This is a genomic window from Pseudoalteromonas distincta (assembly GCF_005877035.1).
GTDB lineage: Bacteria > Pseudomonadota > Gammaproteobacteria > Enterobacterales > Alteromonadaceae > Pseudoalteromonas > Pseudoalteromonas distincta.
Genome location: NZ_CP040558.1, coordinates 2,159,396 through 2,184,635, shown reverse-complemented (window position 1 = coordinate 2,184,635; position 25,240 = coordinate 2,159,396). Strand labels below are relative to the sequence as shown.

The 25,240-nt window shown below is 39.1% G+C and carries 16 protein-coding genes and 15 tRNA genes; 20 read left to right on the top strand and 11 right to left on the bottom strand.

What is annotated here, in order from left to right:
- Nucleotides 1-924: an agmatinase gene (gene speB / locus FFU37_RS09670; protein WP_008138249.1), complete on the top strand. Its 924-nt coding sequence runs from the start codon at nucleotides 1-3 to the stop codon at nucleotides 922-924.
- Between the two features lie 53 nt (nucleotides 925-977).
- On the opposite strand, the gene FFU37_RS09665 is transcribed toward speB, so the two are convergent.
- The 3 genes from FFU37_RS09665 to FFU37_RS09655 are packed head-to-tail and all read right to left on the bottom strand — an operon-like array spanning nucleotide 978 to nucleotide 3,504.
- The gene (locus FFU37_RS09665) at nucleotides 978-1,376 is read right to left on the bottom strand and encodes a DoxX-like family protein (protein WP_039489383.1); all 399 of its coding nucleotides are present in this window, start codon (nucleotides 1,374-1,376) and stop codon (nucleotides 978-980) included.
- The gene (locus FFU37_RS09660) at nucleotides 1,363-2,385 is read right to left on the bottom strand and encodes a M48 family metallopeptidase (RefSeq protein WP_175413898.1); all 1,023 of its coding nucleotides are present in this window, start codon (nucleotides 2,383-2,385) and stop codon (nucleotides 1,363-1,365) included. The genes FFU37_RS09665 and FFU37_RS09660 overlap by 14 nt, the downstream gene beginning before the upstream one ends.
- A 9-nt stretch (nucleotides 2,386-2,394) precedes the next feature.
- Nucleotides 2,395-3,504, bottom strand: a complete 1,110-nt coding sequence (locus FFU37_RS09655) for a YjgN family protein (protein WP_002958576.1) — start codon at nucleotides 3,502-3,504, stop codon at nucleotides 2,395-2,397.
- A gap of 392 nt (nucleotides 3,505-3,896) precedes the next feature.
- Between FFU37_RS09655 and FFU37_RS09650 the strand changes: the two genes are divergently transcribed.
- The 10 genes from FFU37_RS09650 to msrB all read left to right on the top strand — a co-directional run bounded on the left by FFU37_RS09650 (nucleotide 3,897) and on the right by msrB (nucleotide 15,953).
- On the top strand, nucleotides 3,897-4,100 hold the full coding sequence (locus FFU37_RS09650; protein WP_024605434.1) for a DUF1656 domain-containing protein: 204 nt from the start codon (nucleotides 3,897-3,899) through the stop codon (nucleotides 4,098-4,100).
- A 168-nt stretch (nucleotides 4,101-4,268) separates the two neighbouring features.
- Nucleotides 4,269-5,129, top strand: a complete 861-nt coding sequence (locus FFU37_RS09645; RefSeq protein ID WP_138489375.1) for an efflux RND transporter periplasmic adaptor subunit — start codon at nucleotides 4,269-4,271, stop codon at nucleotides 5,127-5,129.
- 10 nt (nucleotides 5,130-5,139) lie between these two features.
- On the top strand, nucleotides 5,140-7,176 hold the full coding sequence (locus tag FFU37_RS09640) for an FUSC family protein (protein WP_138489374.1): 2,037 nt from the start codon (nucleotides 5,140-5,142) through the stop codon (nucleotides 7,174-7,176).
- A 76-nt stretch (nucleotides 7,177-7,252) separates the two neighbouring features.
- Nucleotides 7,253-7,984, top strand: coding sequence for an RNA methyltransferase (locus FFU37_RS09635; RefSeq protein WP_039489393.1), 732 nt, complete (start codon nucleotides 7,253-7,255; stop codon nucleotides 7,982-7,984).
- A gap of 67 nt (nucleotides 7,985-8,051) precedes the next feature.
- Entirely contained in the window at nucleotides 8,052-11,453 is a 3,402-nt protein-coding gene (locus tag FFU37_RS09630) for a chromosome segregation SMC family protein (RefSeq protein ID WP_138489373.1), read from the top strand.
- Nucleotides 11,454-11,527: 74 nt separating this feature from the next.
- Nucleotides 11,528-12,295: a cell division protein ZipA gene (gene zipA, locus FFU37_RS09625; protein WP_024596342.1), complete on the top strand. Its 768-nt coding sequence runs from the start codon at nucleotides 11,528-11,530 to the stop codon at nucleotides 12,293-12,295.
- Nucleotides 12,296-12,375: 80 nt separating this feature from the next.
- Nucleotides 12,376-14,394 carry an NAD-dependent DNA ligase LigA gene (ligA, locus tag FFU37_RS09620; RefSeq protein WP_039489397.1) on the top strand — a complete coding sequence of 673 codons (2,019 nt, stop codon included), beginning with the start codon at nucleotides 12,376-12,378 and terminating at the stop codon, nucleotides 14,392-14,394.
- A 9-nt stretch (nucleotides 14,395-14,403) separates the two neighbouring features.
- The gene (locus FFU37_RS09615) at nucleotides 14,404-14,922 is read left to right on the top strand and encodes a DUF2919 domain-containing protein (protein WP_138489372.1); all 519 of its coding nucleotides are present in this window, start codon (nucleotides 14,404-14,406) and stop codon (nucleotides 14,920-14,922) included.
- Between the two features lie 2 nt (nucleotides 14,923-14,924).
- Nucleotides 14,925-15,365: a hypothetical protein gene (locus FFU37_RS09610; protein ID WP_138489371.1), complete on the top strand. Its 441-nt coding sequence runs from the start codon at nucleotides 14,925-14,927 to the stop codon at nucleotides 15,363-15,365.
- A 147-nt stretch (nucleotides 15,366-15,512) separates the two neighbouring features.
- Nucleotides 15,513-15,953 (top strand): peptide-methionine (R)-S-oxide reductase MsrB, encoded by a 441-nt coding sequence (gene msrB / locus FFU37_RS09605; RefSeq protein WP_002958586.1) that lies wholly within the window; start codon nucleotides 15,513-15,515, stop codon nucleotides 15,951-15,953.
- A gap of 4 nt (nucleotides 15,954-15,957) precedes the next feature.
- Here msrB and FFU37_RS09600 read toward each other — a convergent pair whose 3' ends face one another.
- The 8 genes from FFU37_RS09600 to FFU37_RS09565 form a co-directional block, all read right to left on the bottom strand.
- The gene (locus tag FFU37_RS09600; RefSeq protein ID WP_138489370.1) at nucleotides 15,958-17,604 is read right to left on the bottom strand and encodes a tetratricopeptide repeat-containing response regulator; all 1,647 of its coding nucleotides are present in this window, start codon (nucleotides 17,602-17,604) and stop codon (nucleotides 15,958-15,960) included.
- A 506-nt stretch (nucleotides 17,605-18,110) separates the two neighbouring features.
- A tRNA-Val gene (locus FFU37_RS09595) sits at nucleotides 18,111-18,186 on the bottom strand.
- Between the two features lie 61 nt (nucleotides 18,187-18,247).
- Nucleotides 18,248-18,323: transfer RNA gene (locus tag FFU37_RS09590), tRNA-Val, on the bottom strand.
- 32 nt (nucleotides 18,324-18,355) lie between these two features.
- Nucleotides 18,356-18,431: transfer RNA gene (locus FFU37_RS09585), tRNA-Val, on the bottom strand.
- A 48-nt stretch (nucleotides 18,432-18,479) separates the two neighbouring features.
- A tRNA-Val gene (locus FFU37_RS09580) sits at nucleotides 18,480-18,555 on the bottom strand.
- 152 nt (nucleotides 18,556-18,707) lie between these two features.
- Nucleotides 18,708-18,783, bottom strand: a tRNA-Val gene (locus FFU37_RS09575).
- Between the two features lie 162 nt (nucleotides 18,784-18,945).
- Nucleotides 18,946-19,021: transfer RNA gene (locus FFU37_RS09570), tRNA-Val, on the bottom strand.
- A gap of 152 nt (nucleotides 19,022-19,173) precedes the next feature.
- Nucleotides 19,174-19,249: transfer RNA gene (locus tag FFU37_RS09565), tRNA-Val, on the bottom strand.
- A 1,175-nt stretch (nucleotides 19,250-20,424) separates the two neighbouring features.
- Here FFU37_RS09565 and FFU37_RS09560 point away from each other — a divergent pair.
- The 9 genes from FFU37_RS09560 to FFU37_RS09520 all read left to right on the top strand — a co-directional run bounded on the left by FFU37_RS09560 (nucleotide 20,425) and on the right by FFU37_RS09520 (nucleotide 25,093).
- Nucleotides 20,425-20,500 (top strand) — tRNA-Ala (locus FFU37_RS09560).
- 37 nt (nucleotides 20,501-20,537) lie between these two features.
- Nucleotides 20,538-20,613: transfer RNA gene (locus FFU37_RS09555), tRNA-Glu, on the top strand.
- 144 nt (nucleotides 20,614-20,757) lie between these two features.
- Nucleotides 20,758-20,833 (top strand) — tRNA-Glu (locus FFU37_RS09550).
- Nucleotides 20,834-21,014: 181 nt separating this feature from the next.
- Nucleotides 21,015-21,090, top strand: a tRNA-Glu gene (locus tag FFU37_RS09545).
- A gap of 182 nt (nucleotides 21,091-21,272) precedes the next feature.
- Nucleotides 21,273-21,348, top strand: a tRNA-Glu gene (locus FFU37_RS09540).
- A 93-nt stretch (nucleotides 21,349-21,441) separates the two neighbouring features.
- Nucleotides 21,442-21,517 (top strand) — tRNA-Glu (locus FFU37_RS09535).
- A gap of 93 nt (nucleotides 21,518-21,610) precedes the next feature.
- Nucleotides 21,611-21,686 (top strand) — tRNA-Glu (locus FFU37_RS09530).
- Between the two features lie 181 nt (nucleotides 21,687-21,867).
- Nucleotides 21,868-21,943, top strand: a tRNA-Glu gene (locus tag FFU37_RS09525).
- Nucleotides 21,944-22,225: 282 nt separating this feature from the next.
- A complete protein-coding gene (locus FFU37_RS09520) occupies nucleotides 22,226-25,093 on the top strand; it encodes a M16 family metallopeptidase (protein ID WP_039489400.1) in 2,868 nt (955 codons plus the stop codon).
- The last annotated feature ends 147 nt before the right edge of the window (nucleotides 25,094-25,240 follow it).

Below are 25,240 nucleotides of genomic sequence, written 5' to 3'. Positions count from 1 at the left end.
ATGTCAACTTTGTTTGGTCACGCAGATCACTCATTGTACTCAAATGGGATGACGTTTTTACGTCGTCCTATGGTGCAAAACATTAATGCAATTGATGCAGACGTAGTGGTTTTAGGCTTACCATTTGATTTAGCGACCTCGGGCCGCCCTGGTGCGCGCTTAGGCCCTGATGCAATTCGTCGTGCATCGGTTCATTTAGCATGGGAAGACACTAAATACCCATGGACTTTCCCGTTGTTTGAGCGCTTAAAAGTGGCAGATGCAGGGGACTTTACTTACCCTGTCGGGGATCCTGAGTATTTTACTGCGCAACTAGAAATGGCTGCTGATCAAATACTTCGCCAAGGTAAAACACTATTAGGTTTAGGGGGCGATCACTTTGTAACGCTTCCGCTATTACGTGCTCATGCAAAAATACATGGCAAAATGGCGTTAGTGCATTTTGATGCGCACACCGATACTTATAGCAATGGCTCGCGATTTGATCACGGCACTATGTTTTATCATGCACCAATGGAAGGGCTGATTGATGTTGAGCACAGTATACAAATAGGTATTCGTACCGACTTTGATCAAAGTAAACATGAGTTTGCTGTGATTGATGCAATGCAAGCCAACGATTTACATGCAAATGAAATTGCAGCGCAAATACTTGAGCGAGTAGGTGACCTACCTGTTTACTTAACGTTTGATATAGATTGTTTAGACCCTGCGTTTGCGCCTGGTACAGGCACTCCTGTGTGTGGTGGTTTAACGTCAGATAAAGTACTTAAAGTACTGCGTGCGCTAAAAGGCATAAACATGGTAGGTATGGATGTGGTAGAAGTATCACCTTCGTACGACCAAAGTGAGCTTACCGCAATTGCTGCAGCAACCATTGCGAGCGAATTACTGCATTTGTGGACGCATAAAAATAAGTACTAATTTTACAAATTTTGTACTACAAAAAGGGTATGCATTTGCATACCCTTTTTTATTTAGAGATATCGATTATTCAACTGCTTAATTTCTTTTAACCAAATAACGCTTAGCCCAATAAGAGGCAGGTTAGTAGTTACAGGGTTAAATGCTTCAATAAGCAATTGTGGCTGCATTACAACTACAGCAAGTAAAAGCCCCATAAGCGCCAATATATTTAAAGCTACCAAATGCTTATGTTTATAAAACACAAATAAACACAAGCCAAATATAATTTCGCCAACACCCGCCGAACGTGTAATTAAGTCAGACACTTCGGCTGAAAAACCAGCACTGCCAGTCATTAATTTTTCAAGTGGAGCTACGTGATAAAGCTTTGGAAAAAAGCCGTGGTATATCCAACTTAAACTCACTATGTAGCGAGCAAGTTGAATATAACCGCGATTATTTCCTAGCATTGTCAATACGCTCTTGTGCACTTGGGTGGCTAGATAAGTACTCTAATAAGTCATTTACTTTTTCTAGGTGTTCGTTTTCGCTGGTATGGCTTTCTTGCAGCGCTTCTATTGCATCAGCAAAATCATTACTCGAATACCCAAGCGACTCTAATTGAGTGAGTGCAAAGCTATCTGCCTCGCGTTCCATATCTCGTGAAAACCCTTGCTGAGCAAACGATGCACCTGTACCTAACGCAACCTCTGCAACCCCTTCTAAATCACCAAATACAACCGCTAACACAATTGTACTTGCGGCAGACTGTGCTGTAATACGTACGCTATGCTGGTGGACTACATGGCCCATTTCGTGTAGTAATACCGCTTTTAAGGCATTGGGTTTATCGGCAAGTAAATTTGCTAAATCATCGGTTACCACGATACGGCCATGGGGTAGTGCAAACGCGTTAGCACCAAAGCTGTCTGATTTATAAAACGATAACCTATAAACCGATTGATCAAGCGATAACGCATTAAGCATACTTGTAAAATGTGCTTGTACTTTAGTTTGCTGCTCTGCGGGCAGCTCACTTGGGTCAAGCGCAATCTTTTTAATTAGTGTAAAACTTTGCTCCCCCATCTGTTCCACAACATTACGTGGCAGGGTATCAACACTGTAAACAGCAATGGCCGGTACCGCTTTATAAAGTACTAACCACATAAAAAGCGGTGTAAATATTACTGCGGCTAAAATTGCCCATTTACTTTTTTCAAGGCGCTCCATTATGTGATGGTTATTTTCTTTAAATGGCCATCTGTAACTTACATCTTGAGGAATAAAACGACTGCCATCTTCAAAGTTTAGTTCGTCGGCAAGTCCTGCCATCCCCGAGCTTAATTTAAGACTTGAGATTACGTGGCGAGCGATAACGTGTTCATCGTTGATAACCTCAATGTGTGTGTCGCTAATAGTGGCAACACACACTTGATAGTTACTCGATGCTATGGGGAAAAAATGTCCCTTTACATGCATGGTGAGCTCTTAAGTTAGAGAAAGGTCAATATCAAATACGTTTGCAGCTTCTTCAGCAAACGATGATTGCTGTTCTTGCGCGGTATCAATTAGGTTTAATGCACCAGGATAAATAGTGACGTTAGTTACATCAGCGAGCATTTTTGATGTACGTACTTTTGTCCATGGGTATGCAAGCCCTAAAGAAAATACAATAGCCAACATATTAGTTAATAGTAAAACAGCGAAAGGAATTGGTTTTAGCTCTGATTTAAATGTAGCAACGCCTTCAAAATGGCTGTTATCAAAAATGTGATTTCTAATAGCGGCGTGCCATACAGCAGAAACAATGGCAATCATTAGCACATAGGCAATCATCATAAAGATAGGAAGCATAACCATAGCTGCAGAGTTTTCTAAATTTTGTTGGTTTTCAATATCTACTAAGTTGAGGCCAAATAATCCTAAAATCCCCATAAATACCACCATGGTGATAGAGCTCACTACAAAGCAAATAAGCGCTGTGAGGTAATAGGTCTCGCCTTTTAGATTTACAGTAAGCGGTTTGTCGCCATAACTAATATTGCTATGTATATAGCTATCAATACGCTTTATAACGTAAGGCATTAATAAATAAAGCGTAAATATGCTTGCAATAGGTAAAAGTATAAAGTTAACAAAGGCTTCGCCATAACTGCCTTTAAAAGCAAAGCGAACATTACGATGGCGGGTCATACGCAGATTAAAACGTAAACCTTGGTTAATAATCCATGGCATTAAAAAGATAAAACCAAGAGCAATAAACAGGCCTAAAATAGGCATAAAGCTAATAGAAAATGTATAAATAAAAAATACAACAACCGCTAAAATCCGACCTTTTAAAATTTGTATTGGTGTTGCTAAGTAGTCAAAGCTATGACCATCTATACGGGTGTGGCCGTAAAAATAGCGATGCGTACGTACTTTAGCCCACGCCGAATATATGCCAAGCGTAATAACGCTAAGTAATATATTTACAATCCAAATTCCAAAAAACTCACCGCCTTTACCACTAAATTGCACTTTTCCGCTAAAAATTGGTTCAGCAGGCTCATTTATTGGTGGGGTTGTTTCAGATGGGGTAGGGTGTATTGATTCCATTAAATTATATCCATGTTGTTTTTTTGTTAATTTACCCATTTTTAGTGCAAAACTCAATGTTTATAATTATCCAACCCTTCTGCAAGCAGCTATAAATAGGCGTTTTAAGTATTAAGTTGAATACTCTAATACTTTTTTATAAATAAACCTCGCTGGTTTATGTATTTGGCTGGTAACTGGGGTCTTTAGCTTTTTAATATGCGATTTAGCTACTATACATAGTTAGTGCTGCTTAAATGTAATGGCATTAATTATGTATTAAGCACACCTACGTACAATTAAGCTAATTGATTTATATGCCAAAATAATAGATTGTAAGAGTAGTGCGGATGTAAATTTATTTAGGTTTTACAGCTTTTATCACCGCTTTAAATAACATTAGGATATTTATTATGTTTCAAGCAGTCGTGTTAGGGGGATTAGAGTTTAGCCCGCTGATTGTTTACTTCCCAATTGCATTTATTTTAACGGCGTTGACTCGTTTTGCTTTGCATCGACTAGATTGGCATGACCGTATTTGGAAAGTGGCTTGGTTTGAGGTGTCACTATTTGTTTGTTACTTGGCACTCGCCGTCTATTTATACCAATCTGTTTAATTAATTGAGCTATTTTGAGGCAAGAAAACCGTGTCGATAACAAGGCAAAAATTTCGTTATTTAGTTGTTCTATATCAGAAGTTTTTAACACAGTTAGCGTCAGGTTTAAGCCCTCAAATTACTCAAGTATTATTGCGGGTTGGTATTACTAAGTGGAAGATAAATTGAATGATTAAATATCTGCGTATTACTTTTACTATCTTGGTTGTTATAGCTGCGGTTTTTGCTGGGCGTTGGGTATGGACTGACTACATGCATACCCCTTGGACGCGCGACGGTCGCATTCGAGCAGACATAGTTACAGTTGCTCCAGACGTGTCGGGTTGGGTAACTGCTTTAAATATTAAAGATGGTCAAAACGTACAAAAAGGCGAAGTACTTTTTAATGTTGATAAAAAGCGTTATCAAGCAGCGCTTGATAAAAGTAAAGCAAACACAGAAAACGCATTGTATACATGGGAACTTGCCAAACACAAATACGAAAGACGTGTTGAGCTAAACACTCAACAGGCAATTAGTGAAGAAACGCTAGAATCAACACGTATTAATACTAAAATTGCTGAGGCAAATTATAACCTAGCCAAGACAGAGCAAACAATTGCGCAGTTAAATGTTGATCGGACTAAAATTGTTGCGCCTGCATCAGGGCAAATAATTAATTTGAATTTACGCCAAGGCAACTATGTAGCTCAAGGCACACCTGTTTTTGCTATTGTTCAGTCAGATTCATTTTATGTAACGGGTTACTTTGAAGAGAGTAAAATACCGCTTATTTATCCTGATCAAAAAGCTAAAATAGCGCTTCTAAGCGGTGGTAAGCAATTAACAGGGCATGTAGTGAGTGTAGGTAAAGCCATTGCAAATACGAATACACAAAGTAACGGACAGCTTTTACCGCAAGTGCAACAAACATTTAATTGGGTACGTTTATCGCAACGTATTCCTGTTGATATTAAGTTAGATTCATTGCCCGAAAATACACAGCTTAGCGCAGGAATGACCGCCACTATACATCTCGCTACGCGCTAAGGGGAATACAGTGGGCGTAGTATTCCAAAATTTGTTTTTTCCTAAAAAACAGGCAATTATTTTTGCGACTAAGGGTGTTATAGCCATGGTGATGGCGCTGACTATTGCTATGTCGCTTAATCTTGAAAGGCCTTATTGGGCGTTAGTCTCGGCTATTTTTTTGCAATTACGCCCGCAAAGCGGATTGGTTATTGAAAAAGCAATTTGCCAAATAATAGGCACCATAGTGGGCGGTTTATTTGGCATATTGCTTTTAACTCAGCTAATTCTTTACCCTTATTTAGCGCTCGGTGCACTTGCATTATGGTTGGGGGTGAACTCTGCGTTATCGGCAATGGTACGCCAAGCAAACTTTGTGTATGCGTTTGCTATGGCCGGTGTAACAGCCGCCATTATTGTACTTTTAGTCATGGTTACTCCGGCAATGGTGAGCAGCCAAAGTATATTTGATATTGCACAAGCGCGAGTAAGCGAAATAATAATAGGGTCTGTATGTGCTGGGCTTGTGAGTCATCTATTTTGGCCTGTAAAGGTTAAACATTTACTGCAAACACAAGCGCGGTCGGTTATAAATCAAACGTTACATTATTTAGTTATTGAGCTTGATTCTAAGGGCTCTCACGAAAACCGTCACCAGCAAATAGATGGCATTATGGCAACACTGGGATCAATAAACGAAGATTCCAGCGCAGTAAGGTACGAAGGACCAAAAGGTCCAGGGCGCTCGCGTGCTGCAAATCAGTTGTCGCAAAAAGTACTTTCTTTATTGGCCTTAATTCAAATAATTGGTCGCCTACAGCGAAACCACGAAGACCTTATTACACCTACTTTAGATAAATTAATAAGTAAACTTAAGCAAGTATTTGCGCAAATTAAAGAGTCTGACGATTTTGATTACTGCGCCGAACAAGTTAAAACGCTGCGTAAAGAGCTAACCGACTATAGAGCAAATACGGTGTGTGATTCGCCATTTGAATCTCACATGCTCAATGTGAGCTTAGAAGTAGCAGCCGACTTAACAATTTTACTACGCGCATACAGAGCGTTAGAAGAGCGTGATAAAACATTATTAAATGCACCCAGTATGCTTACATATCGAGACCCATTAGCTGGCATAATTGTTGGATTTAGAACTGCTTTGGTGTTTTCTATCGGCGCATTTATTTGGATTAATACAGGCTCTTCTGCTGCATTATTAATTATGATTTTACCGGTCATATTTTCGATAATGTTGGCGAGAATACCGTTAGCTATTTTACAGGTGGTAATAAAGCGTTTATTGGTAGGCGTGGTGGTTGCTGCTATTGTAACTATTTTTTACGCACTCAATTTATTATCACAAAGTGGTGGGCAATTAGAAATATTACTACTTGTATTAGCAGGGCCTTATTTTCTGGGTTTACTGCTGCTAGCTGATCAACAAACATTGCCATATGGCTTGGGGTTTTGTATCCCATTTACGATTTTGGTAAGACCCAGTACCGATATGAGCCTTGCGTTTTCAATCGATTACACACTTAGCTCTGCAATGGCAATTTTTGCGGGGGTGAGTATTTTATTTTGGATTTTTCAGTTATTCACAGGTCCGAGTGTACAATTACTTGTTCATCGTGTTTTTAAGGCTACTTATAAAGATTTACTCGAAATAAATAACCATCCAACCCCAAGTATTTGGTATAACCGCCGCATGGCCGATAGGCTAATACGCTTAACTAATTACGATCAAGGTTCACACTCACGCGTTATTACAGATCTTGCACTAACCGCTCTAAATTTAGGGCATGCGTCGGTTCGATTAAACTCAATTTGTGAAAATTTGGCTGGTAATACAAAGCTAAAGTATTTAAATGAGTGGCAGCGTACATTAGCCGATGCATTTATGTTGGCAACCAAGGGCAAGTTTAATAATAAGTTTAAGCAAGCGTCAGATAATCTTTATGGGGAATTGGCTCAGACGGTTGACGATTCAAATCAATTAGAAGCAATAAAAGGCATGTTTATTCGCATTAATCTGACCTTTGAAAGAAGTGCGAGTAAGATAAATTAGCCCCATTCGCTGCTTTTCGAGTTCAGATGTTATAACGAAATCTGTTATACTTGCTGGATAATTTTATGGGGCTGTTATGATTTCAAAAAACCAACTCAAACTTATTCGCCAACTTGGCCAAAAAAAGTACCGAAAGCAATATAATCAATACCTTGTACAGGGTGAGAAAAACGTACTTGAGTTATTAAACAGCCCATTAAATGTGGTTAATATTTTTGCTACAAACGAATTTATAAATGCGTACCAAGGTAAGTATCCGCAAGCTAACTTTATAGAAGCTGATGAAGAGACCCTCACCAAAGCCAGCACCCTAGTTAGCAATAATGCAGCCATTGCTATTGTTGATATGCCAAAGGCAGCTTTACCACAAGCAAGTGGCTTAATACTCGCACTTGATGGCGTATCAGACCCTGGTAATTTAGGCACAATAATAAGAGTGGCAGACTGGTACGGTATTAAACATATAGTAACTAGCACCGACAGCGCAGACGCTTACAACCCAAAAACTATTAGCGCCACGATGGGCTCATTTGTAAGGGTATCGGTAAGCCAAGTAGATTTACCTGATTACCTACAGTCTTTAAATTTACCTGTTTACGGTGCTTTTTTAGATGGGCAAAGCGTGCATAAAACCCAATTTACGGGCTCAGGCGTTTTACTAATGGGCAGTGAGTCGCATGGAATACGCGAGACATGTGCAAAGTTAGTAACTAATAAAATCACCATCCCCGCTTTTGGTGGTGCAGAATCGCTTAATGTGGCAATGGCGACCGGTATTATTTTAGATAATTTTAAACGACAAGCTTAACAATTTAACTGTTAATGAGTTAAATTGTTTGTAATCAATAACAATAATAATCGGTAATAACAATAAGATGCGCTTAAGCACTATTAAATTAGCGGGCTTTAAATCCTTTGTAGAGCCCACTAAAATTCCATTTCCTGATCAAATGACGTGTGTTGTTGGCCCCAATGGCTGTGGCAAATCTAACGTTATTGATGCAGTACGATGGGTGCTAGGTGAAAGCTCTGCTAAAAACCTGCGTGGCGACGCCATGACCGACGTTATTTTTAATGGCTCAACTAATCGAAAAGCCATATCACAAGCCTCTGTAGAGCTTGTTTTTGATAACGATAAAGGAAGTCCTTCAAACACATTTGCCGATCGAAACCAAATTGCTATTAAGCGTTTAGTAACGCGCGACGGACAGTCACTGTATTTTTTAAATGGCAGTAAATGCCGTAAGCGTGATATTACCGATATATTTTTAGGCACCGGTCTTGGTCCTCGTAGTTACGCAATTATTGAGCAAGGGATGATCTCGCGCTTAATAGAAAGTAAACCACAAGAGCTGCGCGTATTTTTAGAAGAAGCCGCTGGCGTTTCTAAATACAAAGAGCGCCGCCGCGAAACTCAAACTCGTATAAAGAGCACTCGCGAAAATCTTGAACGTTTGTTAGATGTGCGTAAAGAATTACAAAGCCAGCTCGATAAATTGGCTGTGCAGTCGGTTGATGCAAAAAAATACCGCGAATTAAAAGCACAAGAACGTACGCTAAAAGGCCAAATTGCCGTTTTAAAATGGCAAAAGTTACATCAGCAGCAACTTGAAAAAAGCGCCAAAATTAAAAAACTTAATGATCAAATTTCGTTTTTTAAAACCGCTAACTCAGGGCATGACGATGTACTTGCAAGCCTAGAGGGGCAAGTACAAGCCCAGCAAGATAAACTAAGCGATGCACAGCATCAGCAACATGTAATACACACAGAGCTTACTCGCGCTGAGCAACAACAAATAAATATAAAGCAGCAAACCCAAACGCTAAAACAAAATTTAATTAAATTACAGCAACGCCAAATCCAAAGTGCTGAGGTAAAATCGCAGCAGCAAATTGTGTGCGAGCAGCTCAACGAAGCCCTGCAAGAGGCAAGTGAAAATGCCTTAATATGTGAAGAGCAAGTTAGTGGGTTAACGCATGAACTTGAGGAATTATTAACACTTAAGCAGCGCCACCATACTCATTGGCAAGCTTTGTGTGAGCAACAGCAACAGCTTAATAATAACGTGCAACTACATAGTAGTCATATTAAACAAACTCAGCAGCAAATAAGCCACGTTAACGAGCAAATTGATCAGTTAACTGTTCAGCTTAGCGAGCTACAAAGTAGTGATGTAGAGCAGCAGTTAATACAGCAATCACAGCAAACACAAACCTTAACTCAAGAACTTGCCGCTAAACAAACAGCACATACGAAGTGCACTGCTAAGCTTGAGGTGCAAAATGAGCTTGTTAATAATTCACAAACACAATATTCGACGCTCACTCAAACAATAAACGAGTTAAAAGCCAGTATAACGGGGCTTAAAAGTACATTAGGGCTTGATGAAAAAAGTGAACGTACTAATGGTTTGTTTAATCAGCTAAGTGTTAAAGAAGGCTTTGAGCTTCTAATAGAGCAAGCACTTAAATCTTTAGAGCACTTAAATGTAAGTGAGCAGCAAGCTGATAACAGTGTGTGGCCAAATAGTGATAAAAGTGTGCCAACAAATAGCTTAGCTACATATATAACAAGCGGTGTTTATCCAGAGTATTTAGCACGTATTGCTTATAGTGAAAGCGGTGATTTAGAAATACTAAAAGATAGTTTTTATACAGCCGTTATGGATAAAAACGGTGCTTTATATGGTCGTAATTGGCATGTAAATGCTGAATGTAATGCAGAAAACTCATTACTTTTAAAGCATAAGCAATTGCAAGATAAAGCGCAGCAGTTAACTAATGCCGAGGACGAGCTACAACAAGTAACACACACTCGTGACGAACATACAGCTGAGCAAATAAAGTTAGTTAACGAGCAAAGCGAGCTAAAAGAAGCCATACATGAGCTTGCGCAAAATATAGCGGTAGCCAGTACGCGCAGCGATATGCTCAAACAGCAAGTAGCACAATTTAAGTTACAACTAGAAAAGCTACAACAACAAAAACAGCAATTAACAAATCAGCTTTTACAATTAAGTACCGTGCTTGATGAGCAAACAGAGCAATTTGAAGTGTTGGATGAGCAGCAACTTAACTTAGCGGATGAAGTAGACGCTGCAAATAGCTTGCGCTCACAAAGTGATAAAAGTTATAGCGAAGCATTAAGCATGCTTGAGCAATATAAAACACAAGCACATAAGGCAACGCTCTCAGAGCAAAAGGCACGCAGTGAATGGCAGTTAAGCCAAACCAAATTGAGCCATGCAGAGCAAGAGCACGTGAGTGCATCAGAAGGTGCGCAAGAACTACTTAGTGAAATAGAAGAGCTGCTGATACCAGAGCAAGAACTTAGCGATAAAATTACGCAGCTCTTAGCACAGCATCAAAAAGGTGAGCAGGCATTAGTATTGCTACAAAAAGAATTAGCTCAGGCGAAAGAGAGCTTAAACACTAAGCAAATAAGCCTTAAAAATTCACAAGGTGAGCTGGTGGGCTTGCAAGAGCAACACCAAAAGCTAACAATTGAAGAACAAAGCTTAGTAATAAAAGCGCAAGTTGCGCTTGAGCCATTAGAAGAGTTGAAACAAAGCTTAAAAGCAATACTTGATGAATTACCAGATTCATTAAATTTAAGTGCAGCACAAAATCAGTTAACCGGATTTACTAATCAGCTAGATAAATTAGGTGCAGTAAACTTAGCGGCAATAGAAGAATTTGATTTAGCCAAAGCACGTAGTGATTATCTTGATAATCAATTAGATGATTTAACAAAAGCGTTAAGCACCCTTGAAGGTGCAATTCGTAAAATTGATAGTGAGACCAAAACACGCTTTAAAGCGACGTTCGATCAAGTAAACGAAGACTTTGCTGAGCTATTTCCTAAAGTTTTTGGAGGTGGAAGCGCGTATTTAGAATTAACCAGTGACGATTTACTCGAAAGTGGTGTTAGTATAATGGCACGACCACCGGGTAAGAAAAATTCAACAATTCATTTGTTAAGTGGTGGAGAAAAAGCGCTGACCGCATTATCATTAGTGTTTTCTATATTCAGGCTCAATCCAGCTCCTTTCTGTATGCTGGACGAAGTAGATGCACCATTAGATGATGCCAACGTTGTGCGTTTTTGCCGTTTGGTTGAAGAAATGTCACAATCAGTGCAGTTTATCTATATTAGTCATAATAAAATTGCGATGGAAATGGCAGGTAGATTAACAGGTGTTACTATGGCAGAACCTGGCGTATCGCGTATGGTTGCTGTAGATATAGAGCAAGCTGTGCAACTTGCACACGCATAAATTTTTATAACAAGTGTATTAGTTTTTCATTAATATACAGGTTTTAGGCATATCAAATAATAAAAGGTGAGGGGATGGCCGAACAATTAAGATGGGTTTTAATCGTTATCAGTGTAATTGTCATTGGTGGTTTATTAATACATGGATTGTGGTCAGTTAGAAAAAAAGACCGCCCAGAAGTATCGGATAATGAACGGGTTGAGCCATTACAACAAAGCGCACCAGCTTCATCTAAACCGTTTCGTACTGAGGCTGAGCCAAAAGAGCCAATGCAAGACGAACGTGATGAGCCACAATTTGGCGAGCTTAACTTTGATGCAAATGAGCCGCAAATTGATACAAGCGTGCCAGAAACACCGATTGAAGATGACTTAGAAATAGTTGATGATCTTGAAACAAAAGATCAAAGTGCTGAAGAAGCGCCTGCTCAAATGTCTGACTTTGTTATTGTGCATATTCAAATGCCAGAAGAGCTTAGTATGCAGGGCAGTAAACTATTACCAGCAGTTAATACTTTAGGTTTTAAATATTCAGAGGAAGGCTTTTTTAATCGCCACTTAGATCCGGCTGGCCAAGGCCCTGTTTTATTTAGATTAGTAAATATGTACAACCCAGGTACGTTTGATATTGATAATATGGAACAATTTAGTACCGCTGGGGTAAGTTTATTTATGACGTTACCGTGCGACGGCGATGGTCTAGCGGCATTTAATATGTTGCACAGCGCAGCTAAAAAGTTAGCGGATGAATTTGGTGCACAAATTTTAGATGCTGAGCGCAATGAAATGACAGTAGAGCGCATCAGGCAATATGTTGAACAGGTTCGTTCTTTTTCAGCGTAAATAACGCATACATTATATTTTTATAAGCCACTGGACGGTGAATCGTCAAAGTGGCTTTTTTTATGTTTATTGAGGTTTAAATGTCTAGCAGCATTAGTGAGCAAATTAATCATCTTCGTACTACATTAGAGCAACACAACTATAACTATTATGTGCTCGACACCCCCAGTATTCCTGATTCTGAATACGATAGGTTATTACGCGAATTAAGCGCACTAGAGATGCAGCACCCTGAATTTTTAACCGCCGACTCTCCGACACAAAAAGTAGGCGGTGCCGCACTGAGTAAATTTGAGCAAGTAGCGCACCAAGTACCCATGTTATCGCTTGATAACGCGTTTAGTGAAGAAGAATTCACTGCGTTTAATCGCCGTATAAAAGAGCGTTTAATGAGTACTGATGAGCTTACTTTTTGTTGTGAGCCAAAACTTGATGGATTAGCCGTATCAATTATTTATCGTGATGGTGTGCTTGTACAAGCGGCTACGCGAGGTGATGGTTTTACCGGTGAAAACATTACACAAAATGTTAAAACTATTCGTAATGTACCGCTTAAGTTACGTGGTGATTACCCAAAAGAGCTTGAAGTGCGCGGCGAAGTATTTATGGACAGCGCTGGCTTTGATAAATTAAATACTGAAGCGCAAAAACGCGGTGAAAAAGTATTTGTTAATCCGCGTAATGCAGCCGCGGGGAGTTTGCGTCAACTCGACTCTAAAATTACAGCTAAACGCCCACTCATGTTTTATGCCTATAGTACCGGGCTTGTAGCTGATGGCAGTATTCCTGAGGATCACTATCAGCAATTAGAAAAGTTAACTGACTGGGGGTTGCCACTGTGCCCAGAAACAAAATTAGTTGAAGGTCCTAAAGCCGCGCTTGAGTACTACAGCGACATTTTAACGCGCCGTGGCGAGCTTAAATATGAAATTGATGGCGTAGTAATAAAAATAAACCAAAAGGCCTTACAAGAGCGTTTAGGCTTTGTGGCACGCGCTCCTCGATGGGCTATTGCGTATAAGTTTCCGGCGCAAGAAGAAATAACCCAACTGCTAGATGTCGAATTTCAGGTGGGCCGTACTGGCGCTATTACCCCAGTTGCACGCCTAGAGCCTGTTTTTGTTGGTGGTGTTACCGTATCAAATGCAACACTACATAATGGTGATGAAATTGCACGCTTGGGTGTAAAAGTAGGTGATACAGTTATTATTCGCCGTGCTGGAGATGTAATCCCCCAAATAACGCAAGTTGTACTTGAGCGCCGCCCTGATGATGCCAGAGATATCGAATTTCCAGTAACTTGTCCTATTTGTGACTCTCATGTTGAAAAGGTTGAAGGCGAAGCTGTCGCTCGTTGTACGGGTGGACTTGTATGTCCTGCACAACGCAAACAAGCAATTAAACACTTTGCGTCACGCAAAGCGCTGGATATAGACGGCCTTGGCGATAAAATTGTTGATCAGCTGGTAGACAGAGAGCTTATAAAAACGCCCGCTGATTTGTTTATTTTAAAACAAGGACATTTTGAGTCACTTGAACGAATGGGACCTAAGTCAGCCAAAAATTTAGTAACAGCCCTTGAAGAGGCGAAAGGCACTACGCTTGCTAAGTTTTTATATTCATTAGGTATTCGCGAAGCAGGTGAGGCAACAGCACAAAATTTAGCTAATCACTTCCTTACCCTTGAAAATATAATAAATGCCAGCATTGATAGTTTAACGCAGGTAAGTGATGTAGGCGAAATAGTTGCAACGCATGTTCGTGGTTTTTTTGATGAAGAGCATAATTTAGAAGTTGTTAATGCGCTTATAGAGCAAGGCGTAAACTGGCCAGCGTTGAGTGCACCTTCTGAAGAAGAACAACCGCTTGCTGGGCTTACTTATGTACTTACTGGTACGCTAAATACGCTTAATCGTAATGACGCAAAAGCACGCTTACAGCAACTAGGTGCTAAAGTATCTGGTAGCGTATCAGCGAAAACTGATGCGTTAGTCGCGGGTGAAAAAGCAGGTTCAAAACTGACTAAAGCCCAAGATTTAGGTATCGACATACTCACGGAAGATGAATTAATTGAGCTGCTTCAAAAGCATAATGGTTAGGACGCAACAATGAGCCGATACGGTCCAGAATACTGGGATAAGTACGGAAGTTACCGAACTCCTATTGCATTTAACTTAAGTTTGCTTGTGCTATTACGTGGCTATTTTATTTGGGTGATTGCGGCTTTAAGTCGCAGGCCTGAACTTGATTTAATGTCGTTATTTTTTAAAAATAAAAATGATTTTTTTATTGCAATAGCAATTGGAAGTATCGCAATAATACCGACTATTTTATTTTGTTTACGCAGACCACGAGATTCACACAGTGCGAGCGATAAGTTAGCAAAAATATGGCGGCATATGCGCTGGCCCCTTATTGTATGTGCTGTTGTTGATTTAACATGGTTAAGTATTCAAGCCGCGCATAGCCATTATCGATTTTCATCATTTTTAGCAGTACAAATGATGATTGTTTTATGGGTATTGTGGTATTTGGTGAAAAGCCGTTATTTAACCGTTTTTTTTAATGATTGGCCTGAGCCGACAGAAAAAGCATCAGAAGAAAAAAAGCGACTTAAAAGGGATTAGTTGTGGACGCTGTAAATAAAAAAATAGCGATAGCTATATCGTTAATAGGGTTAGTGCTTATTATTTTAATGATTAGCACTGAGCTTTTAGAGTCTATGTGGTTTAAAGCGCTATTTGGGTTGTGGGTATTTGTTTTTTGCTCAAGCGTTTATAGGCTAACGCCCTTATTTAAATCAAGAAATAGGCTAGAGGATTTTATTCAGCGAGATGCCCAACATTTACTACTTTTTAGTTTGATGGGATTTTTTGATAAAAAGCATGGTCCAAATTGGTTAGTTATTGAGAGTATTGAACGCATAACAACAAAGGATGATGAGCTAATAATTTACAGTAATAACGAGCGCCAAATGAGTGTTAGTTTACCTGTAAAAAAAGCAGAGCTAGATAGTTTTATTAAACGAATACTTACCGACTCAGAAAAACAAAATATTACCTTTAGCTGAGGAGATTACCTTTAAGATTGAACGAGTTTTAGTTTTAAACGCTCAACACTCTTTAGCTGATCTCTAGTGTATTAAATAACGTAATAATTAACCGTACTTCTTATAAATTTATTAAGTACGGTTAATCAACTATTCAATGAGGCTATTATGTTGAAGTGGAATGATGTTATTAACTTTGCCACCAACGGCAATCCTACCCCAAGTAAAAAAGTAGTCAAAACTGACGAGCAGTGGCGGATGCAACTATCAGAAGATGAATATTACGTAACACGCAAGAAGGGAACAGAGCGCCCAGATAGCTCGGGTAGTTGTACATTACTCGAACCTGGCAAGTATGTGTGTATTTGCTGTGATAACCTATTGTTTGATGCCGATGAAAAGTTTGATAGTGGTACTGGTTGGCCGTCATTTACGCAACCTGCAACAATTGAAGCGATTGGTTATGTAAACGATACAAGTCATGGTATGGAGCGCATAGAGGTGGTTTGTAATGTGTGCGATTCGCACTTAGGCCATATTTTTCCAGATGGCCCATTACCAACAGGTTTACGTTATTGCGTTAATGCCGCAGCAATGAAAAAGCTCTAATATTTTATTTACTAGCGCTTTGAATATCTAAATTCATTTCTTTTGCTATATGTAAAATCTTATCTAAACGCTGCGTCTGATCTGCTTGTAATTTAGTTTTATCAAGAAGGGCGTAGCATCTTCTAGCAAGATCCATATTAAATGAGCTGCCAGATTGCTTGGTTAAATCAAATAGGCACTGTAATAAATTAAGTGCAATACTCTGATTGCGAGGCATGACTCTAAACGCTTGCGTAAAAGCCTCCAGCGCAGTATTTAACTGCCCTTTATTAAATTGATTAACGGCATGATTATTAAGCTCTTTTGGACCCATTTTAATATCGCGTCGCTCACTTTGCTGCTGCTGAATATAACGCAAGTAAGTTGTGTCGCTAACTGCAGGGTGTCTTTCACAGTGGCTAATTATTTGGGTGAATAAGGTTTGCGCCTTCTGATGAAACCCCAGTTCATGAAATGCTTTTGCTTTATCAAGTGCTCCATCAACCGATCGGATATGAGTATCGTCGTCATCAAGCTGCTCAATTAGCTTTTTCGCTTTTTGATGCTCGTCTTTTAAGTAATGAAGTCGTGCATTAAGTACATCAATTTGAGCTTGATTTGCATTATTAGGAAACTGTTTTTTTAAATCATTAATGTACTGATTTGTTTGTCTAGAAATTCGTTGAATTTGATCAGTTTGATCAGTCGTTAACGCAAAGTCGATACCGGCACGTGCTGCATTCAAATATACATCGGGGTGGTCGTGTATTGAGTGCTTTGCAAAGGTGGCTATATCTTTTTGAGTTAAATAGCTTTTTTCGTAGTCATGATTAATTAGCGACACATTACTTAACGATTTTTGGCGTGTGATGTTTCGCGGTGCAATGTCTGCAGCTTGACTTAAAAAGCTTTGTGCTAGTTCAAACTGATTTAGCTTTATTTCTAATCTGCCCAACAAATCAAGGGCTACTAAACGAGTTTCTTGGCGCTCTAACATTGTCTTGAGCATTCGCTGCGCCAAAATATGTTCGTTATTCGCTATAAGTGCCTCTACTAAACCTACTTTTGCCCAAGCAAATTTTTGAATATCGAGAACAGACTTAAAAAAGTCTTTTGCATCTTGAGCGCGCTTTAAGCGAAGTAGGGCATCGCCTTTTAAGCGAAGTAGGATAGGGCTGTAATTATTATTTTTTTTATCCAGAGCGGTATCAATAAATTTAATAGCTTTTGAATCGTTACCATCATCAATTAATGAATACACTGTTTGTAAGTCGTGTTTACGCTTTAAGATTCGTTCAATGCGTGTTTTAAGCTCTTGTACTGTAAAAGGCTTAACTAAAAAGTCATCTGGCTGCAGCTCAAGAACACTATGAACGAGTGAGCCACTTGTTTCTGCTGAGATAAAAATAAAGCCAGTCGAACTTTTTATGAGCTGCTTTACTCGTAGCTCTTCATAAAGCTGGTAGCCATCTTGGTGTTTGTTTAAGTTGAATGAGCAAACGATTAAATCAAATTCTTCACTTAAACACTGCTCTTTTGCAGAGTTTGCATGATCAGCAAAGCGCAACTGCCGAAAGCCAAGCCTTTCTAACGATTGTTTCATATAGCTTTGAGCAAGTGGCTGCTCCTCTACTATAAGTATTTTGGCTTTTGAATAGATCTTAGTTGGCATTGGCTTAAGCGTAATTGTATTTAACACAGACTATAATCAACAGTTTAACTCCTTACAAGGGAATTTAAATGATAGCTGTATTTATTAGGTACTTAACTTTGCCTAATACGTTTATCTCACTACGAAAGTACTGAGCCGAATAACATAATTAAAAACCAAATAAGTAAAATGGAAACGCTATATTTGATGAGTGCTTTGATATGGAAATTTAGATTTTAATAAAAATATGAAATGTATTTAAGGTAAAAATAGGAGTTAAACGTATTTAATATGGGAAAAAGTTATTACTAGAGAAGTTGTCTGATGGTATTTATATGTGGTTGGTGATTACTTGGCTTGATACCAGTGACCCTCGCCATTATTTGTAAAGGGTGGTGATGCTCTTTTTCTTACGGCTAAGTTAATTACATGCGATTTATATATTGAGTTTTTATAAAGTTCGTAAATGTGTTTAATATGAGAAGGAATAGTTATTACTAGAGAAGTTGTTTAATGGTATTTATATGTGGTGGGTGATACTGGACTTGAACCAGTGACCCTCGCCTTGTAAGGGCGATGCTCTCCCAACTGAGCTAATCACCCACATATAATAGGTATGCCTGTTATTTAATTCTTTATTATCAATTAACCGCTTGATGTAATTTGGTGGGTGATACTGGACTTGAACCAGTGACCCTCGCCTTGTAAGGGCGATGCTCTCCCAACTGAGCTAATCACCCAAATTACATTTTAATATGCACCATTCTAGGAATGGTGGGTCGTACTGGACTTGAACCAGTGACCCTCGCCTTGTAAGGGCGATGCTCTCCCAACTGAGCTAACGACCCATATTAAATTTTAAAACGCGACTATTGATATAATAATAGGTTTATATGTGGTGGGTGATACTGGACTTGAACCAGTGACCCTCGCCTTGTAAGGGCGATGCTCTCCCAACTGAGCTAATCACCCACATATAAATTAAAACGCTACTATTAAAATAAATAGTACTGGACTTTAACCAGTGAACCTCGCCGTTACTTGTAAATAGCGGTGATGCTCTCTTTTTTCTAACTGAGCTAACGAACCATTTAGATTTTTTGTAATATGCACCATTTAAAAAATGGTGGGTCGTACTGGACTTGAACCAGTGACCCTCGCCTTGTAAGGGCGATGCTCTCCCAACTGAGCTAACGACCCATATTACATGCTACTACCGATATAGATAGTATCTGGACTTTAACCAGTGAACTTCGCCATCTTTTATAAAAGGCGGTGATGCTCTCTTTTCTTGTAACTGAGCTAACGACCCATATTACAATTTTAAAACACGACTATTAATATAGTAATAGGTTTTATATGTGGTGGGTGATACTGGACTTGAACCAGTGACCCTCGCCTTGTAAGGGCGATGCTCTCCCAACTGAGCTAATCACCCACATATAAATTAAAACGCTACTATTAAATAAATAGTACTGGACTTTAACCAGTGAACTTTGCCGTTACTTGTAAGTAGCGGTAATGCTCTCTATTTTCTAACTGAGCTTATGACCCATATAGAATTTAGATGTGAATACTTTAACTAAAAAGTGGTGGGTGATACTGGACTTGAACCAGTGACCCTCGCCTTGTAAGGGCGATGCTCTCCCAACTGAGCTAATCACCCACATCTAAACAACATTGCATTGCTGCGTTGTTGTGGGGCGCTATTATAGATAGAGTTGGAAATGTGTCAACACTTGAATGATAAAAATGTGCTGAATGAAGGTTTTATAAACAATAGGATATGGTTGAAGTCTATTTTATCATCAAATTTGATATTGCAGTTCAATTAAGCACCTAAAAGTGAGTAGGGAATTGTATTTTATTAACCTTAAATTTAGTTTTACGATACTCATTGTTTTTTTACTGGAGTCGTTTTTATGATTATGAGCAAGATGGATTAATATTAGGGCGAGTTATTTAGTGAATAGAGCGGTCCTTTAAAAATGAATTTAATCTAAACTTCCCAAAACAAATACTATTTTCAACATTCTAAACTCTATTTTGTACCTACTTTATTTTTATAAGCCAACCTAGCCATCTCGTAAATATGTATTCCTCGCTACTAGCCTTCGGGTTAAGACTAAATAGATCACATATAACTAGGGCGTGTTGACCTTTGTGGATTCAAATTTGTTCAATCTAGGGACGATTAAATCGCGGCGCGAGGTTTGTAACCTAGTGGGCTCGGTAACTGCTCCTGCGTTACCCTAATGGCTTACATCCATGTAAGAATAAGTAAAAACCGAGCAAAGCTTCCGCTTCACCCACCAAAGATCAACACGCCTTGAAGTTTTATACATAGAATTACGAAGCAACAGTGCTCTTTTAAAAATGCTCTTCAAACAATAATCGAATTTTTTAGTACGAGTTACGCTGGTTGTTAAGCAAGTAAAGGCTGCGGGTACTCTCAAATCTACATTTAAGTTTTGGTTATTATAAGCAATTGTAACTTTTAAAAGATTAAGGCGATTGGCGGGGCCTTAATTGGTAGCTTTTAGATAAGTTTAATTTGCATATAAATGTATACCTTTGCTTTGATGCAATTTTGTTTCATTAAATGGGGGAGTGAGGGCTATTGAGTATTCGCTGCAATATGGTGATGTTATTATAAGCAGTAGGGCTAGAATCTTATTCAAATTGTATTTTTTAGCACGCTTGATAGCCAGTTTGTTGAAAATTAAACCATTTAAATAAAGCTAGGTAAAAAACTGTTGACTTTATTTTGGGTGGTGCATAGAATGCGCCCCGCACTAAGCGATACACGATGTGTTTATCACGACGAGTATTGATTAAGTTGGGGCCATAGCTCAGCTGGGAGAGCGCTTCGCTGGCAGTGAAGAGGTCTGCGGTTCGATCCCGCATGGCTCCACCAAAAATTAGTGTTTTGTCCTAGGGTAGCAGTTTTCTGTGTCCCCATCGTCTAGAGGCCTAGGACACCGCCCTTTCACGGCGGTAACAGGGGTTCGAATCCCCTTGGGGACGCCACTTAACTTTTATTAGTTAAAGGCGGTTTTACCGAGAAAATAGCGTCACAATTAAAGCTCGAGTCTTTACTTGTATTAAACGCAATTACCTTAAAGCTCATGATGTGAGTTAAACTTATCAACTGTCCTAGTGACACATTTATGTGTCCCCATCGTCTAGAGGCCTAGGACACCGCCCTTTCACGGCGGTAACAGGGGTTCGAATCCCCTTGGGGACGCCACTTACTATTTTAAGTATTGTGTAAAGCAGTGTGACACCGCACTCTCTATGCACGACGTTATCAAGAGTACTAATCTCTTGGGGGCGCTACTTACTTCTTTTAATAGGAAAGTGTAGTGTTATTAAGAAAGCTCGCCTGAAACGAGTCTAAAAATTCAGTTGTCCTAGTGACACATTTATGTGTCCCCATCGTCTAGAGGCCTAGGACACCGCCCTTTCACGGCGGTAACAGGGGTTCGAATCCCCTTGGGGACGCCACTTACTTATTTTAAGTATTGTGTAAAGCAGTGTGACACCGCACTCTCTATGCACGACGTTATCAAGAGTACTAATCTCTTGGGGACGCCACTTACTTATTTTAATAGGGAAGTGAAGTGTTATTAAGAAAGCTCGCCTGAAACGAGTCTAAAAATTCAGTTGTCCTAGTGACACATTTATGTGTCCCCATCGTCTAGAGGCCTAGGACACCGCCCTTTCACGGCGGTAACAGGGGTTCGAATCCCCTTGGGGACGCCACTTACTTATTTTTAATAGGGAGGTGAAGTGTTATTAAGAAAGCTCGCCTGAAACGAGTCTAAAAATTCAGTTGTCCTAGTGACACATTTATGTGTCCCCATCGTCTAGAGGCCTAGGACACCGCCCTTTCACGGCGGTAACAGGGGTTCGAATCCCCTTGGGGACGCCACTTACTTATTTTTAATAGGGAGGTGAAGTGTTATTAAGAAAGCTCGCCTGAAACGAGTCTAAAAATTCAGTTGTCCTAGTGACACATTTATGTGTCCCCATCGTCTAGAGGCCTAGGACACCGCCCTTTCACGGCGGTAACAGGGGTTCGAATCCCCTTGGGGACGCCACTTACTATTTTAAGTATTGTGTAAAGCAGTGTGACACCGCACTCTCTATGCACGACGTTATCAAGAGTACTAATCTCTTGGGGGCGCTACTTACTTCTTTTAATAGGAAAGTGTAGTGTTATTAAGAAAGCTCGCCTGAAACGAGTCTAAAAATTCAGTTGTCCTAGTGACACATTTATGTGTCCCCATCGTCTAGAGGCCTAGGACACCGCCCTTTCACGGCGGTAACAGGGGTTCGAATCCCCTTGGGGACGCCACTTACTATTTTAAGTATTGTATAAAGCAGTGTTACATAACACTCTTTTTGCACGACGTTATCAAGAGTACCAATCTCTTAGATATGTCATTTACTACTTAGATAGGAAAGTGCAGTGTTATTAGAATAAAACTACAAATTAATACCCTCATTTTACATTTCATTTTTATATCAATCTATTTACACTTTGTTACAAAACCAAACCCATAATCACTCCATATTCCTTGTTGTACTTTTAATTAGTCTTTAAACTCATTGAGTTAATTTAAATATGGACTAAAAAATGAAACTCACAAAAATTGCACTTGCTGTTTTACTTGCATCAGGGTTGGCTGCATGTAATAGCTCAACTCAAGCTGTTGATAAAAATATTGTTACAGAAACATCAATTCCTGGCGTTACACTTATTGAATCAGTGAAATCTAATGCAGGTGAAATCAACATACCGTATAAAAAATATAAACTAGATAACGGTTTAACTGTAATTGTGCATGAGGATCATTCAGATCCCTTAGTACACGTTGATGTAACATACCACGTAGGTTCTGCTCGCGAAGAGTTGGGTAAGTCAGGCTTTGCTCACTTTTTTGAGCATATGATGTTTCAAGGATCAGAGAATGTTGCTGATGAGGAACATTTTAAAATAATATCTGAAGCAGGCGGTACCTTAAATGGTACTACTAACTCTGATAGAACAAATTATTTTGAAACAGTACCTGTAAATCAATTAGAAAAGATGTTGTGGCTAGAAGCTGACCGAATGGGCTTTTTACTCGATGCTGTAACCCAAGAAAAATTTGAAGTACAACGCGAAACAGTAAAAAATGAGCGCGGCCAACGTGTTGATAATCGCCCTTATGGTCGTTTAGGTGAACGTGTTGCTCAAGCGATGTATCCAGACGGCCATCCATATTCATGGCCTGTAATTGGTTTTATGGACGATTTAAATCGCGTAAATGTAAATGATTTAAAAGCATTCTTTTTAAAATGGTACGGACCAAATAATGCAACGCTTACCATTGGTGGTGACATCAGCGCTAATGAAATACTGCCATTAGTTACTAAATACTTTGCACCAATCCCAAAAGGTCCTGAAATACCTAAAGTTGAAAAAACAGCTGTAATACTAGATGCCGATAGATATATTTCAATGGAAGATAAGGTTCACTTACCTTTATTAAGCATGAGTTTCCCAACGACTTATGCTCGCTCTGAAGATGAAGCACCTCTTGATATACTTGCTGAAATATTAGGTGGAGGTAATAATTCACTACTATACAAAAACCTAGTTAAAACTCAACTTGCTGTTCAAGCAAGTGCAAATCATCCATGCCAAGAGTTAGCGTGTTCAATTAGTCTTTATGCTTTACCAAATCCTACAGCAGGGAAAACGTTAGCTGATATGGAAAAAATCATTCGTGATTCATTTGTTGAATTTGAAGAGCGTGGCGTTACACAAGATGATTTAGATAAAGTAAAAGCTAAAATAGAGTCAGGTGCAATTTTTGGTCTGCAAAGCGTATCAGGAAAAGTCTCTCAACTAGCCGCATCTGAAACGTTTACAGGTAACCCAAACTCAGCTAAAGATGAGATTGCACGTTATAACAAAGTTACAAAAGCTGATGTTATGCGTGTTTTTAATCAATATATCAAAGGTAAATCTGCCGTTATTATGAGTGTTGTGCCAGAAGGTCAAACTCAACTTATAGCTGCCCCAGACAACTTTACGCCTAAAGCGCATGATTTTGGAGGTCCATCTACAACTTCAGCTGATGATTTAGTGGCACGAAGAGCTGTTGATACATTTGATCGAAGTGTTCACCCTGTAGCCGGCGCAAATCCTGCTGTTGATGTTCCTTCTCTTTGGCAAACTAAGACCGAAAACGGTATTAAAATATTAGGTACGCAAAGTACAGAAACGCCAACCACCGCTATTTTCATTAAAGTTCCGGGTGGCTTGTATAATGAGCAAGCTAGTAAAGTGGGTTTATCGTCAATGACTGCATCGTTAATGAGCGAGTCAACGCAAAACTACACTACAGAGCAAATGAGTAACGCGCTTGAAAAACTGGGTAGCCAGGTAAGTATCTACTCAGATAAAACACATACAAATGTGTATGTTTCTAGCTTAACCAAAAATGTAGATGCAACGCTAAAGCTTGTTGAAGAGAAATTATTTAAACCTGCATTTAATGCCGATGACTTTGAGCGTAATAAAAAGCAAATCATTCAAAATATTCAACATTCAATGAAGGATGCAGGGTATTTAGCATCTAATACATACAGCAAATTACTATATGGCGACAATATAGCTGCACTTCCAAGTACTGGAACGCTTAATAGTATTGAGGCTATTACATTAGATGACGTTAAAGCTTTTTATAACGCAAACTTTAAACCACAGGGCGCGCAAGTCATTATTGTTTCTGATTTACAAGAGTCAACAATTGAGCCAAAGGTTAAAGCTACCCTTGCAAGCTGGCAAGGTAAATCGAGCCCAGTTACTGTTGATTTCAGCGAACCTAAAGTCGAAACTAATGTCATTTATCTTGTAGATAAACCAGATGCCCCTCAATCAGAAATTCGTATTGGTAAACGCGATATGGTTGAAGACATTACAGGTGAGTTTTTTAAAGCTAACTTAATGAACTTTGCATTTGGTGGCACGTTTAACAGCCGTATCAATTTAAATTTACGAGAAGATAAAGGCTACACTTACGGTGCTCGCTCTCGTTTTTGGGGTGATAAAACATCAGGTGGCTTTACAGCTTCTGCAGCGGTGAGAGCCGATTCTACTGCAGCGTCTATTACAGAGTTTACTAATGAGCTTAATAACTATGCTCAAAACGGTGTCACTGATGAAGAGCTTATGTTTATGCGTAAAGCTATCAATCAAAAAGATGCGCTTAAATACGAAACGCCTAATGCAAAACTTGGCTTTTTAGCACAAATATTAGAGTTCGATTTAAAACCTAGCTTTGTAAAAGAAAGAAATGAGATTGTTAGCAATATTAGCAAAGAAGAAGTTAACGCCTTAGCTAAAAAACACTTAAACACTAAAGATATGATTTATTTAGTAGTGGGTGATGCTAAAACACTTCGCCCAGAGCTTGAAAAATTAGGCATGAAGGTTGTTGATTACAGCCTTTAATATTTAAATAAATAATTAGAATTACAAAGCAGCTTTTTTAGCTGCTTTTTTTTGCCTGATTTTAGAGTGTTGAGCTTTTTGAAAGTAGATTACAAGGAGCAACTACAGCGTCTTTCTTTAGATATAAAATATAATTTTGTAGTTTAA

Coding starts and splice junctions, on each gene's coding strand:
- speB (WP_008138249.1), top strand. CDS start 1: ATGTCAACTTTGTTTGGTCACGCAGATCACTCATTGTACTCAAATGGG.
- FFU37_RS09665 (WP_039489383.1), bottom strand. CDS start 1,376: ATGCTAGGAAATAATCGCGGTTATATTCAACTTGCTCGCTACATAGTG.
- FFU37_RS09660 (WP_175413898.1), bottom strand. CDS start 2,385: ATGCATGTAAAGGGACATTTTTTCCCCATAGCATCGAGTAACTATCAA.
- FFU37_RS09655 (WP_002958576.1), bottom strand. CDS start 3,504: ATGGAATCAATACACCCTACCCCATCTGAAACAACCCCACCAATAAAT.
- FFU37_RS09650 (WP_024605434.1), top strand. CDS start 3,897: ATGTTTCAAGCAGTCGTGTTAGGGGGATTAGAGTTTAGCCCGCTGATT.
- FFU37_RS09645 (WP_138489375.1), top strand. CDS start 4,269: ATGATTAAATATCTGCGTATTACTTTTACTATCTTGGTTGTTATAGCT.
- FFU37_RS09635 (WP_039489393.1), top strand. CDS start 7,253: ATGATTTCAAAAAACCAACTCAAACTTATTCGCCAACTTGGCCAAAAA.
- FFU37_RS09630 (WP_138489373.1), top strand. CDS start 8,052: ATGCGCTTAAGCACTATTAAATTAGCGGGCTTTAAATCCTTTGTAGAG.
- zipA (WP_024596342.1), top strand. CDS start 11,528: ATGGCCGAACAATTAAGATGGGTTTTAATCGTTATCAGTGTAATTGTC.
- ligA (WP_039489397.1), top strand. CDS start 12,376: ATGTCTAGCAGCATTAGTGAGCAAATTAATCATCTTCGTACTACATTA.
- FFU37_RS09615 (WP_138489372.1), top strand. CDS start 14,404: ATGAGCCGATACGGTCCAGAATACTGGGATAAGTACGGAAGTTACCGA.
- msrB (WP_002958586.1), top strand. CDS start 15,513: ATGTTGAAGTGGAATGATGTTATTAACTTTGCCACCAACGGCAATCCT.
- FFU37_RS09600 (WP_138489370.1), bottom strand. CDS start 17,604: ATGCCAACTAAGATCTATTCAAAAGCCAAAATACTTATAGTAGAGGAG.
- FFU37_RS09520 (WP_039489400.1), top strand. CDS start 22,226: ATGAAACTCACAAAAATTGCACTTGCTGTTTTACTTGCATCAGGGTTG.